This window comes from Rhizobacter sp. P3_C12, from assembly GCF_056402735.1.
Genome location: NZ_JBFUGW010000180.1, coordinates 1 through 12,921, shown reverse-complemented (window position 1 = coordinate 12,921; position 12,921 = coordinate 1). Strand labels below are relative to the sequence as shown.

Below are 12,921 nucleotides of genomic sequence, written 5' to 3'. Positions count from 1 at the left end.
ATCACCGATGCACAGGGCGCCCAACTCGTCCACCAGCACGACGCGTTCGGCAACCTGGTGGCGACGAAGGACGCGCTGCAGAACACCGTGCAGATCGCCTACGACGTGCGCGGCAACAAGCTGAAGCTGACCGACCCGGACGCCGGGGTGATCGAGTACCTCCACGACGCACTGGGCCAGGTGGTGTGGCAGCAGAACCCGTTGCAGAAGCAGCGCGGCGGCTCGACGACGATGGCCTACGACGTGCTCGGCCGGATGACGCTGCGCGTCGAGCCGGAGTACCAGAGCACCTGGACTTACGACAGCTGCGCGATGGGCATCGGCAAGCTGTGCGCAACGACTGCCAACACGGACCTCAGTCGGCAGTGGGTGTACGACAGCCTGGGTAGGCTGATCAACACCCGCACGAGCATCGCCAACGGGCCGAGCTTTGCGAGTGCGCTGAGCTATGACGCCAACGGCCGGCAAGCGACGCAGACCTGGCCGASCGGGCTGACGGTGAACYACGGCTACACGCCCAAGGGGTTCCTCGACACGGTGTCGCTGGCCACCTCGGTGACGGTGAACCCACTGCCGGCGACACCGGGCGGCACGCCGGGCCCAGGCACGACGCTGCCGGCCGGCACGGTGCTGTGGCAAGCACAAGCTTGCAACGCGTGGGACCAATTGGAGCAGCAGCGCTACAGCAATGCGGTGACGAGCAAGTCTGGCTATGAAGCGGCGACAGGCCGCGCCAGCAGCCTGACGACGGGCAAGGCCAATGGGACCGACGTGCTGAACCACGGCTACGTGTGGGACAGCCTGGGCCGGCTGACGAACCGCAACGATGCGAATGGGGATGGCGCCACCGGCGCGGTGACCGAGAACTTCGAGCACGACGCGCTCGGCCGGCTGCAGCGCTACACGGTGGCAGCTCCTGCGATCAGCGGCCTGGTTCGCACGGTGAGCCTGCAATACAACGCGCTGGGCAGCATCCTCTACAAGAGCGATGTGGGGCTGTACAGCTACGGCGCACAGGGGGCGAACGCGGTGCGGCCGCATGCAGTGCAGAGCATCGAAGGCGCAGCAGCCAACGGCTACGGCTTCGACGCGAACGGGAACATCGCGAACGCTACGGCGGGCAAGTACCGCGGAATTGCGTACACGGGCTTCAACCTGCCGGACAGCCAAGCGGGCGTGCAAGGGCCCCCAGGCGGTCCGAGCTACGTGTGGAACTACGACGAGGACCACGCGCGCATCCGCGAGGTGCGAACGATCCCGAGCGGCACCAACGCTGGAACGCGGACCACGTGGTACCTGCACCCGGACAACACCGGCGGCCTGGCCTTCGAGAGCGAGGTCAATGCGCCGACCAGCCCGAGTGCCGCGGACCCTGCGGTCACCAACCACCGGCACTACCTGAGCTCAGGCGGCCAGAGCCTCGGGGTGTTGGTCACCACCGGAGCGCTGCCGGCACTCGGCGCCACACAGACCGCGCCAGCTGTGCAGTCGAACCTGAGCGCGTTGAAGCTGGAGTACTGGCACAAGGACCACCTGGGCAGCATCGCGGCAACGACCGACCACAACGGCAACCTGACCGCCCGCGACGCGTACGACCCATTCGGCAAGCGGCGCTTCGCCAACGGCAACTACGACGCCACAGGTGCCTTGGTGATCGACTGGAGCCCCGCCGTCAACAGCGGCACCGACCGCGGCTTCACCGGCCACGAGCAGCTCGACGACATCGGGCTCACGCACATGAACGGGCGGCTGTACGACGCGGCCCTCGGTCGCTTCCTGTCCGCGGACCGGGCTGTAACGAAGCCCTACGAACTGCAGAGCTACAACCGCTACAGCTATGTCGAGAACCGGCCGCTGAGTAGCACGGACCCGAGCGGCTGGAATCCGAATGAGCTGACGCCGAGCAAGACCTGGGATCCCGAACTCTTCGTGATGGAGGAGGTGAAGATCACCGGCACGGGCGTGCCCACGCTGCCTGCGCCGAATCTGACCTGCTCATCTTCATGCCTGGGGGGACTCTTCAGACCGGGGCCGCCGACCTTCGTGCTGATGGCCGCCCCCGGCACGCCAGTTCAGAAGTCGTTCCAGCAGGGCCTGAATGCGGGGGCTGCTAAGACCACGAGAGTGGTCGGCGGGATTCGCGAGTACGTCCACAAGGAGGCCGAGAACGGATCCGTGCTGTGGAAAATGGTCAATGCAGTGCTGTCCGTGGGCGACTCCGAGGAGCAGGCTGCTGATGGGTTGTCGACGGAGGCAGAAAAGCACCCTCCAAATCCGAATGGGCGGAAGGGAAGTCCTGAACATCAGGCCGAAGTCGAAAAGGCCGAACARGAACTGCGCAACAAGTATGCGAATGATCCCAACATTGAAGTGCAAACAGAGGTTCGCGTTCGGACCCCGGGTGGAGACAAGGAGAATCGATATCTCGACGTGGCTGCAAGAGACAAGAGGACTGGCGAGATAGTTGAAGGTGTGCAAGTTGGCAAAGAAACACAGGCCGGAAATCCGGTGGCTCGTGAGCGGCGTGCAATGCAAGATGTCAGTAAAGCATCGCCCGGCACGAACGTATCATTCCGACCCTATGACCGTTGAGAACAGGCTATGGGAAAGCAACTTGAAATTTTGACGACAGATCTTGATCTCCGGGATTTGGAAAAGTCTCTAAGGAGTAGGGGGGGCGTCGCTCTTTTATCAGATGGCGCAAATGGGGATTTCAGCTCACTCAGCACGTTAGACCAATTGCCAATCCCAATCTCATCTGCGGGAGAGAAGTCGCTCGTGTGCTATTTGGCGCCCATACAATTGCCTGCTCGCATCTTCATTGAATCAGAGAGTCCAGTTAAGGTGCATGTCAACATTCGCGAGTCGCACCTCATCGAGTTTTGGCGTCCGTTTTACGATGGAAGAGTCGTGCGGCCCGGGCGGCTCTATTATGAAGATCGAATTCTCATTGATAATGTATTTGTGCAAAAGGATCAAGCCTTTTGCGATTGGGCGAAGGGTGTAATGGCTTTTGTGAGGAAAAATCTTCACCGTGACCCGGCAAGCGGTAGCTATCTCGGGGAGGACGCCGCAAGCGCAATCGATAGTGGCCGGATAGCAGTTGGATCTATTCTCCGATAGCCCGGAGAAAAGCGAGTGCCGCGATGAATGAACGTCCGATTCCCGAAGCCGCTATGCGCGACGAAGATGAAGTCGAGATGCTGCGAGTGTGGATTCGTTCAGAGGCACTGAATGCCGCGGCACGCATTGCTACATCGGCGGCCGTCTTGATCTGGCTGGTCGCGGGTCAGGTGTTGGCTGGGTTTTCGAACGGCTTTCAGCGAGCCTGCATCGATCTGGCATTCGCGAAAGACCATTCATGGAACAAGATGACTGGCAAGGATTGATGCATTGAAGGCGTCGTTTGTCGCTTTATTTGCATCGACATTCAAGCCGGCGTCACGGCAGCTGCGGCCACGCCCGCTGCGCCGGTCGCATCTGCTCCCACGCCCGCGCGAGTTGCAGCACGCCCAGGTCGTCGTGCCGCGCGCCGATGATCTGCAGCCCGATCGGCAGCCCGTCGCTCGTGTAGCCGCAGTTGATGCTCGCGGCCGGCTGCTCGCTCATGTTGTACGGCAGCGTGAACGCGATGTGCTCGAACGGCCGTGCCGGGTCATTGGTCGGGCACGGCAGCTCGGCGGCGAAGGCCGGGATCGGCGCGGTCGGCGACAGCAGCGCGTCGAACGGCCGGCAGGCCGCGACAGCCGCCTCGCGCATCGCGCCCATCTGGCTGTAGCCGTGGAACACCTGTGCGCCGCCCAGGTCGGCGCCACCGCGCGCCCAGTCGACGATGAACGGCAGCACCTTCGCGCGCCGCGCCTCGGGCAGCGCCGCGATGTCCATCCAGGCGCGGCAGCGCCAGAAACGGTCCATGCCGTCGATCATCTCGCGCGTCATGAACGGTGCGACCGGCTCGACGATCGCGCCCGCGCCTTCGAATGCGCGCGCCGCCGCCTCGACCGCCGCCCGCACCTCCGGCTCGACCGGCAGGCCCCAGCCGGCGTCCATCAGCAGGCCGAGCTTCAATCCGCGCAGCGGGCGCTCGAGCTGCGCCCAGGCGATGTCCTGCCAGGGCAGGCTCATCGTGTCGCGCATGCCCGGGTCGGGGCGCGACAGCACACCCATCATCAGCGCCGCATCGGCGACCGTGCGCGTCATCGGCCCGGCCACGCGGCCGGCGTATGGCGGCTGGATCGGGATGCGGCCGAGGCTCGGCTTCAGCGTGAAGATGCCGCACCAGCCGGCCGGCAGCCRCACCGAGCCGCCGATGTCGGTGCCGACGTGCAGCGGCCCGTAGCCCGCGGCCGCCCCCGCGGCGGCGCCGGCGCTGCTGCCGCCCGGGTTGCGGCGCAAATCCCACGGGTTGCGGGCCAGCGGGTGGAAGCTCGACAGGCCGGACGACAGCATCCCGTAGTCGGGCATCGTCGTCTTGCCGAGGATCACCGCGCCGGCTTCGCGCAGCCGCGCGGCCGGCGGCGCATCGGCCGCGGCCGGCACCAGCTCGGTGGCGGCGGTGCCCAGTGGCACCGGCGTGCCGCGCGTCGCGATGTTCTCCTTGATCATCGCCGGCACGCCGTCGAGCGCACCGAGCGGCGCGTTCGCGAGCCAGCGCGCCTGCGAGGCCTCGGCCTGCGCGAGCGCGGCGGCCGCATCCAGCGCGTAGGTGGCGCACAGCCGCGGCTCCCAGGCCGCGATGTTCGCGAGCACCGCGCGCGTCACTTCCACCGGCGACAGCGTGCGCGCCGCGTAGGCCGCCAGCAGCTCCACGGCCGACAGCTGCGCCAGCGCGTTCATTGCCAGCTCACCGCGCCCATGTCGTTCGCGAACACCGGCGAGCTGCTCCACAGCCCCTTCAGCCGCTTGTTGGCGACCATGAACTGCGGCAGCTGGAACAGCCAGGCGTTGACCGCGTCGTCGGCCAGCCGGCGCTGCGCATCGCCGATCAGCTTCAGCCGCTCCTTCGCGTTGATGCTGGCGTCGTACTTCGCGACGATCTCGGCGTAGGCCTTGCCGTCGTAGCCGAAGTAGTACGACGGATCGGCGTACACCGCGAAGTCGAGCGGCTCGACGTGGCTGATGATGGTCAGGTCGAAGCTGCCCTTGAACGGGCCGGCCAGCCACTGCGCCCATTCGACGTTGTCGATCTTCGCGACGATGCCCACCTTCGCGAGCTGCGCCGCGATGATCTCGCCGCCCTTGCGCGCGTACTGCGGCGGCGGCAGCGAGAGCGTCACGTTCAGCGGCGTCGCGACGCCGGCCTCCTTCAGCAGCGCGCGGGCCTTCTCGGGGTTGTACGGGTTCACGCCGGTCAGGTCGATGTAGCCTGCGTCGCTCGGCACCATGTGGCTGCCGATCGGCGCGCCCTGGCCTTCCATCGCGCCGGCGATCACCGCCTTGCGGTCGATCGCCATCGCGATCGCGCGGCGCACGCGCACGTCGTCGAAGGGCTTGCGCTTGTTGTTGATCGCGACGAGCGTCTTGCCCTCGGTGCCGCCGATCGCGACCGTGAAGCGCGGGTCGTTCTGGAACTGCACCAGGCTTTGCGCGGCCTGGAAGCGTGGGAACGCATCGACGTCGCCGGCCAGCAGCGCGGCCGATTGCGCGGCCGGGTCGTTGATGATGCGAAAGCTCACCTTCTTCAGCTTGATCGCCGCCGCGTTGCGGTAACTGTCCCAGCGCGACAGCACCACGGCGGCGCCGCGCGACCAGCTCTCGAAGCGGAACGGGCCGGTGCCGACCGGCCGGGTCGCGGTGGTGGCGGCGCTCTTCGGGTCGAGGATCACCGCGGTGTTCTCGCCGAGGCGGAACAGCAGGTTGCCGTCGGCCTTGGCGAGCACCAGCACCACGGTCTGCGCATCGGGCGTCTCGATGCGGGTGATGTTGTCGAACACCGTCTTCTTCGCCTTGTTGGTGCTGCCCTCGGCGCGGGCGCGCTCGAAGCTGAACTTGACGTCGGACGCGTCGAAGGCCTCGCCGTCGTGGAACTTGACGCCCTTCTTCAGCTTGAAGGTGTAGAGCCGGCCGTCGGGGTCGATGCTCCAGCTGTCGGCCAGCAGCGGCGTCACGCTGCCGTCGACGTTGATCCTGGTCAGCCCCTCGAGCACGTTGTAGTGGACGATCTCGCCGATCGACGCGGCCGCYGAAGTGGTCGGGTCGAGGCCGGGCGGCTCCAGCGTGATGCCGATGACGGCGCTGTCCTTGCGGGACTGGGCGGCAGCGAGCGTCGCGGCGCACAGCAGCAGCGTGGCGGTGGTCTTGAGGGCGGCGTTCATCGGAAGATGGTAGCCCGGATGCCAATCCGGGATGGGCGTCACGAACCCCGGATTGGCATCCGGGCTACGGGGTACTCGCAGCCGAGACAAGTGCGCGCGTGTAGGCATGCTGCGGTGACCGAAACACCTTGTCCGACGCGCCGCGCTCGACGACCTCGCCGCCCCGCATCACCAACACCTCCCCACACAGGTGATCGACCACCGCGAGGTCGTGGCTGATCAGCAGGTAGGTCATGCCGAAGCGCTGCTGCAGGTCGGTCATCAGGTTCAGCACCTGCGCCTGCACCGAGACATCGAGCGCGCTCACCGGCTCGTCGGCGACGATCAGCTTCGGCCGCGTCACCAGCGCTCGCGCGATCGCGATGCGCTGGCGCTGGCCGCCGGAGAACTCGTGCGGATGCCGCGCGGCATCCGACGCGCGCAACCCGACCGCCTCCAGCGCCTCGGCCACCCGCCCCGCCGCCTCCGGATCGCCGTCGGGCAGCGGCTCGGCGACGATGCGCCCGACACGCTGCCGCGGATCGAGCGACCCGTAGGGATCCTGGAACACCATCTGGAAATCGCGGCGCGCCGCGCGCAACCCGGCCGGCGCCAGCGCATTCAGGTCGCGCCCGTCGAACAGCACCCGGCCGCTGCTCGGCGGCTCGAGCGCCATCGCGATGCGCGCCAGCGTCGACTTGCCCGAGCCCGATTCGCCGACGATCCCGAGGTTGTGCCCGGCCCGCAGCGCCAGGCTCACGCCGCGCAGCGCGTCGACCACCGGCGCCGGCTGCAGCAGTCGCTCGCGCGGCAGCGTGTAGCGCCGCGTCACCTGCTCCAGCGCGAGCAGCGGCGCCTCGCCGGCCGGCGCGTTCACGTCAGCAGCTGGCGCGCCGCGAGGCTGCGCATCAGCGCGGTCAGCCCGAAGCGCCACGGCGCGATCTCGTCGCAGCGGCGCACCCGGTTCACCAGCGCCCCGAACGCCGGCGACGAGACCGTGACCACGTCGCCCACCACGTGCGTGAAGCCCTGGCCCGGGCCCAGCCGGTCCTGCGTCGGCGCGAGCATGGTGCCGAGGAACAGCATCAGCCCGTCCGGGTACTGGTGGTGCGGGCCGATCGCCTGCGCCGCCAGGTCGAGCGGATCGCGGCTGATCTTCGCGAGCGTGTCGCGGCCCTCGACGCGGAAACCGTCCGGCCCCGCCACGTGCAGCGCGATCTCGCAGCGGCGCAGGTCATCGATCGTGAAATGCGCGTCGAACAGCCGGATGAACGGCGCCATCGCGCACGAGGCGTTGTTGTCCTTGGCCTTGCCCAGCAGCAGCGCGCTGCGGCCCTCGAAATCGCGCAGGTTCACGTCGTTGCCGAGCGTCGCGCCGCGCACCCGGCCGCGGCTGTCGATCGCGAGCACCACCTCGGGCTCCGGGTTGTTCCACGACGAGCCGGGGTGCAGCCCGACATCGGCGCCGGTCCCCACTGCGGCCATCGGCGGCGCCTTCGTGAACACCTCGGCGTCCGGCCCGATGCCCACCTCCAGGTACTGCGACCAGGCGCCCTGCGCGATCAGCACCTCCTTGACCTGGGCCGCCTGCGGCGAGCCGGGGACGATGCCGGCCAGGTTGTCGCCGAGGATGCCGGTCAGCGAGCGGCGGATCTTGTCGGCGCGCGAGGCATCGCCGCGCGCCTGCTCCTCGATCACCCGCTCCAGCAGGCTCGCGATGAAGGTGACGCCGCTCGCCTTCACCGGCTGYAGGTCGCACGGCGCCATCAGCCAGGCCTGGGTGCCGTCGCGCAGCGATTCGTCGCTGTTGGCGAGCGCCGCCTCGTACGACGCGATGCGCGGCGCCTGCCCGGTGCGCAGCGCCGATTGCACCGAGAACACCGGGTCGTCGAGTTCCAGCAGCTGGCTGCTGGTGGCGGCGACGGTCGACAGATCGTGCAGGTCGTCGCCGGTCAGCGTGACCAGCGTCGGCCCGCCGCCGGGCACCCACAGGCGGCCGACCAGCGTGGCGCGCCGGGCGTCGTGGGGCAGTGATTCGGCGACGGACATCGGCAGGGGCGGAAAGTGGAGGGTCATGGAGGCTCTCGACAGGGTTGACAGGGGTGGCGGCGTTGACAGGGCAGAAGGGTTTGTCCCGCTGAAGCTTTCGGGGCAGGCGCTTACGATGAGAATCCGCGCTGTCCCACGAAGACGCGAAGGACATCCCGATGCTCAAGACGATATCGCCGCTGCTCACGCCCGACGCGCTGCACGCGCTGGCCAGCATGGGCCACGGCGACGACCTGGCGATTGTGGACGCGAATTTCCCCGCCGCCCAGGTGGCCCACCGGTCCGGCGCGCGGCTGGTGCAGATCGCCGGTGCCGATGCGCCGGCCGTGCTGGCGGCGCTGCTGCCGCTGTTCCCGCTCGACACCTTCGTGCCGCAATGCGCCTGGACGATGCAGGTGGTGGGCGACACCCGCGCCGTGCCACCGCCGGTGGCCGAATTCCGCAAGCTGCTGCACGGCGCCGGCGAGCGCGAGCCGGCCACGCTGGAGCGCTTCGCGTTCTACGAGCAGGCGCAGCGCGCCTTCCTGATCCTGCGCAGCGGCGAGCAGCGCAAGTACGGCAACCTGATCCTGCGCAAGGGGGTGGTGTCCACCGACTGACGTTTTCCATCGGGTCTGGCGCGAGGGGAGCCGCGCCGTCATCGCTCCCACCCACGGGAGAAGACCATGACCATTCCTGCCGCAACCGCCTCGTTCCACGGCATCTGGCCGGCCCTGCTGACGCCGCTCAAGCCGGACCTCGGCATCGACCTGCACCGCTTCGGGCTGCACGCCCGCTCGCTGATCCACGCCAAGGGCTGCGGCGGCGTCGTGCCGTTCGGCACCACCGGCGAGGGGCCGGCGTTCTCGGTCGCCGAGCGCCGCGACGCGGTCGACGCGCTGGTCGGCGAAGGGGTGCCGGGGCCGCAGATCCTGGTGTCGACCAGCTGCGCCGCGCTGCCCGACACGCTGGCGCTGACGCGCCATGCGCTCGGGATCGGCGCGCACGGCTGCCTGATGATGCCGCCGTTCTTCCTGAAGGGCGGCGCCCACCAGGTGACGGACCAGGGCGTGATCGACAGCTACCGCCAGGTGATCGACGGCGCGGCCGACGACCGGCTGCGGCTGTACCTGTACCACATCCCCCAGGTCAGCGGCGTCGGGCTGTCGCGCAAGGTCGTCGAGACGCTGAAGCGGCTCTACCCGCAGACCATCGTCGGCATCAAGGACAGCAGCGGTGACACCGCGCACACGCTGGCGCTGGCCGATGCGTTCAACGAGACGCTGATGGTGACCGCCGGCCATGAGCCCGACCTGCCCGAGCTGGCACGCCGCGGCAGCACCGGCGCCATCAGCGGGCTGGCCAACTTCATGCCGCACGTGGTGCAGCGGCTGGCCGGCCGGCCCGATGCGCCGAACACCCCGCACGACGTGTCGCGCGTGCGGCTGCTGCTGGCGATGCTCGGCCCTTACGCGCTGACACCCGCTTTGAAGGGCATCATGTCGGCCCTGAGCGGCGAACCCGGCTGGTTGCGGGTGCGCGCGCCGCAGGTGGCGCTGACGCTGGACCAGATGCACACGCTGCAGCACGCGCTGAAGCCGATCGCGCTGGACCTGGACGTCGATTGACACGAACAAGGAACCTGGAGACTGCATGACTGTTGATTCACGGCGCCGCCGCCTGGCGGCCGGCCTGGTGTTGTCCGGCGCGGGGTTGTCCGGCGTGTCTGCGCCGTGGGCGCACGCGGCCGGCAAGACGATGTTGCGCATCTCGACCCCCGCGGTGCCGGACGACTGGCACGCGAAGATGTGGACGGTCTTCAAGGATGCGCTCGACCAGTCGGCCCCCGGCGAGTTCGAGGTGCAGGTCAACCTGAACGCGGCGCTGTTCAAGCAGGGCGCCGAGCCGGCGGCAATGGCGCGCGGCAACCTGGAGCTGGCGTCGATCTCGGCCTTCGACATCGCGAAGCTGCTGCCCGAGTTCTCGATCTTCACCGCCGGCTACATGCTGCGCGACCCGCAGCATCAGCAGAAGGTGTTCAACGGGCCGATCGGCGACGAGGTGTTCCAGCGCGTCTCCGACAAGCTCGACGTGACCGTGCTCGCCACGGCCTACCTCGGCACGCGCCAGCTCAACCTGCGCGACACGCGCAAGGTGGTGGTGCCGGCCGACCTGAAGGGCGTGAAGCTGCGCATGCCGGGCTCGAAGGACTGGCTGTTCCTCGGCGAGGCGCTGGGGGCCACRCCGACGCCGCTGGCCTTCGGCGAGGTCTACCTGGGCCTGAAGACCGGCACCATCGACGGCCAGGACAACCCGCTGCCCACCGTGCGCGCCGCCAAGTTCTACGAGGTGACCAAGCAGCTGGTGCTCACCGGCCACCTGGTCGACGGCCTGTTCATCGCGGTCGCCAACAAGACCTGGAACACGGCGAGCCCGGCGCAGCGCCAGAAGCTGAAGGCGGCGGCGCAGGCCGCGGCGCGCTGGAACAACGACAACCGCATCAAGGAAGAAGCGCAGCTGGTCGACTTCTTCAGGCAGCAGGGCCTGCAGGTGACGACGCCCGACGTCGCGGCCTTCCGCCGCGCGGTGCAGCAGGCCTATGCCGCGTCCGAGCAGGCGAAGGCGTGGCCGAAGGGGATGCTCGAGCGCATCAACGGGGTCGCCTGATGCGCAACTGGCTGAAACGTGGCGCCGAGGCGGTCGGCGGCGGTCTCTTCGTGTTGCTGTTCCTCGTGTTCCTGGTGCAGATCGTCGCGCGCTTCGGCTTCGACCGGCCGCTGCCGTGGACCGACGAGCTGGCGGTGGTGCTGTACGTCTGGGTGATCCTGTGGTCGACCGCGTTCGTCGTGCCGCAGCGCGAGCACGTGGCCTTCGACCTGGTCTACAACGCGATGCCAGCGGGCATCCGGCGGGTGTTCCGCGGCCTCGCGGCGCTGCTGTTCGGCGGCCTCGCGCTGTGGGCGCTGCCTGCCAGCTGGGACTACATCCGGTTCATGGCGCGCGAGGGCACGCCGGTGCTCGGGCTGCCGTTCATGGCGGTGTTCCTGCCGTTCGCGCTGATGCTGGCCGGGGTGGTGGTGCGCAGCGCGTTGACGCTGTGGCGCATCGCGCGCGGGCTCGATCAGGAGTTGAGCGGCGAGGTGAAGGCATGAGCGCGGCACTCTGGGCCTTGATCGGCGTGCTGGTCGCGGGCTTCGTGCTGCGTGCGCCGATCGGCTTCTCGATGATCGGCAGCGGCATCGCCTACCTGATCGTCAAGGGGCAGGATGTCGGGCTGGCGGCCGAGCAGGTGCTGAACGGCCTGTACAACAGCTACGTGCTGCTGGCGGTGCCGCTGTTCATCTTCGCGGCCAACCTGATGAACGCCGGCACCATCAGCGAGCGCATCTTCGACTTCTGCCGCATCCTGGTCGGGCGGCTGCGCGGCGGGCTGGCGCAGGTCGACATCCTGGTCAGCGTGGTGTTCTCGGGCATGAGCGGCAGCGCGATCGCCGATGCCGCCGGGCCGGGGCTGGTGACGATCCGCCAGATGCTGAAGAAGCCGGAGTACACGCCCGGTTTCGCCGGTGCGGTGGTGGTGGCGAGCGCGACGCTCGGGCCGATCATCCCGCCGTCGATCCCGATGGTGATCTATGCGCTGGTGTCGGGCAGCTCGGTGGGCGCGCTGTTCCTCGGCGGCGTGGTGCCGGGCGTGCTGATGGCGCTGCTGATGATGGGCGTGGTGCAGGTCATCGCGACGCGACGCAACATGCCGCGCGAGGACAAGGTGCCGCTGCGCGAGTGGCCGGCCATCCTGGCGCGCGGCGCGCTGCCGCTGTCGCTGCCGGTGCTGCTGCTGACGGGCATCTACACCGGCATCTTCACGCCCACCGAGGCGGCCGCGGTGGCGGCGCTGCATGCGCTGGTGCTGGCCGGCGTGGTCTACCGCGCGCTCAGCTGGCGCACGCTGTGGGGCGTGGTGATGGAGTCGACGCGGTCCAGCGCGGTGATCACGATGATCCTGGCCGGCGCGTTCATGATGAACTACGCGTTCACCGCCGAGGGCGTGCCGCAGTCGCTCGCAGCATGGATGGCGGGCTTCGATCTCGGGCGCACCTCGTTCCTGCTGCTGGTGAACCTGCTGTTCCTGGTGCTCGGCTGCTTCATGGACATCTCGGTGCTGCTGCTGGTGTTCGTGCCGATCCTGCTGCCGATGGTGAAGGCGCTGGGCATCGACCTGGTGCACTTCGGCGTGGTGATCGTGCTGAACATGATGATCGGGCTGATCCACCCGCCGTTCGGGATGCTGCTGTTCGTGACGAACGCGCTGACCGGGATTCCGATCCGCGACATGCTGCGCGAGGGCTGGCTGTTCATCGTGATGCTCTTGCTGCTGCTGCTGGCGATGACGCTGTTCCCGCAGATCGTGCTGTGGCTGCCGCAGTCGATGGGGTATCGCTGACGGCGCCGATGCGGATGCAGCGCGCGGTGTGATCCGGGCCGGCGTCGACCGGCGCGGGCATCCCGCCTCGGCACGCGTCGATCACCCACCCGCAGCGGTCCGCGAACGGGCACCCCGCCGGCCACTCGCCGAGCGCCGGCACGCGGCCCGGGATCGTCG

General features: G+C 68.4%; 11 protein-coding genes. 7 read left to right on the top strand and 4 right to left on the bottom strand.

Features of this window, described 5'->3' with window-relative positions; translation table 11 throughout:
• Positions 1-201 precede the first annotated feature (201 nt).
• Both AC1DXV_RS23360 and AC1DXV_RS23355 read left to right on the top strand, forming a co-directional pair.
• A complete protein-coding gene (locus AC1DXV_RS23360) occupies positions 202-2,592 on the top strand; it encodes an RHS repeat-associated core domain-containing protein (RefSeq protein ID WP_477935779.1) in 2,391 nt (796 codons plus the stop codon).
• 554 nt (positions 2,593-3,146) lie between these two features.
• Positions 3,147-3,389, top strand: coding sequence for a hypothetical protein (locus tag AC1DXV_RS23355; RefSeq protein WP_477864898.1), 243 nt, complete (start codon positions 3,147-3,149; stop codon positions 3,387-3,389).
• 52 nt (positions 3,390-3,441) lie between these two features.
• Here AC1DXV_RS23355 and AC1DXV_RS23350 read toward each other — a convergent pair whose 3' ends face one another.
• From AC1DXV_RS23350 to AC1DXV_RS23335, 4 genes are all read right to left on the bottom strand, one after another.
• Positions 3,442-4,836, bottom strand: a complete 1,395-nt coding sequence (locus AC1DXV_RS23350) for an amidase (protein WP_477935777.1) — start codon at positions 4,834-4,836, stop codon at positions 3,442-3,444.
• Positions 4,833-6,314, bottom strand: coding sequence for an ABC transporter substrate-binding protein (locus tag AC1DXV_RS23345; RefSeq protein ID WP_477864896.1), 1,482 nt, complete (start codon positions 6,312-6,314; stop codon positions 4,833-4,835). Before AC1DXV_RS23345 ends, AC1DXV_RS23350 begins: the two co-directional genes overlap by 4 nt.
• 64 nt (positions 6,315-6,378) lie before the next feature.
• Positions 6,379-7,170 (bottom strand): ATP-binding cassette domain-containing protein, encoded by a 792-nt coding sequence (locus tag AC1DXV_RS23340; RefSeq protein WP_477935775.1) that lies wholly within the window; start codon positions 7,168-7,170, stop codon positions 6,379-6,381.
• Positions 7,167-8,369 carry a fumarylacetoacetate hydrolase family protein gene (locus tag AC1DXV_RS23335; RefSeq protein WP_477864894.1) on the bottom strand — a complete coding sequence of 401 codons (1,203 nt, stop codon included), beginning with the start codon at positions 8,367-8,369 and terminating at the stop codon, positions 7,167-7,169. Before AC1DXV_RS23335 ends, AC1DXV_RS23340 begins: the two co-directional genes overlap by 4 nt.
• 131 nt (positions 8,370-8,500) lie before the next feature.
• Between AC1DXV_RS23335 and AC1DXV_RS23330 the strand changes: the two genes are divergently transcribed.
• From AC1DXV_RS23330 to AC1DXV_RS23310, 5 genes are all read left to right on the top strand, one after another.
• The gene (locus tag AC1DXV_RS23330) at positions 8,501-8,941 is read left to right on the top strand and encodes an RbsD/FucU family protein (protein WP_477864893.1); all 441 of its coding nucleotides are present in this window, start codon (positions 8,501-8,503) and stop codon (positions 8,939-8,941) included.
• Between the two features lie 66 nt (positions 8,942-9,007).
• A complete protein-coding gene (locus AC1DXV_RS23325; protein ID WP_477864892.1) occupies positions 9,008-9,949 on the top strand; it encodes a dihydrodipicolinate synthase family protein in 942 nt (313 codons plus the stop codon).
• Between the two features lie 25 nt (positions 9,950-9,974).
• Positions 9,975-10,988, top strand: coding sequence for a sialic acid TRAP transporter substrate-binding protein SiaP (locus AC1DXV_RS23320; protein WP_477864891.1), 1,014 nt, complete (start codon positions 9,975-9,977; stop codon positions 10,986-10,988).
• Positions 10,988-11,473, top strand: a complete 486-nt coding sequence (locus AC1DXV_RS23315; protein WP_477864890.1) for a TRAP transporter small permease — start codon at positions 10,988-10,990, stop codon at positions 11,471-11,473. The genes AC1DXV_RS23320 and AC1DXV_RS23315 overlap by 1 nt, the downstream gene beginning before the upstream one ends.
• On the top strand, positions 11,470-12,762 hold the full coding sequence (locus AC1DXV_RS23310; RefSeq protein ID WP_477864889.1) for a TRAP transporter large permease: 1,293 nt from the start codon (positions 11,470-11,472) through the stop codon (positions 12,760-12,762). Before AC1DXV_RS23315 ends, AC1DXV_RS23310 begins: the two co-directional genes overlap by 4 nt.
• Positions 12,763-12,921 lie beyond the last annotated feature (159 nt).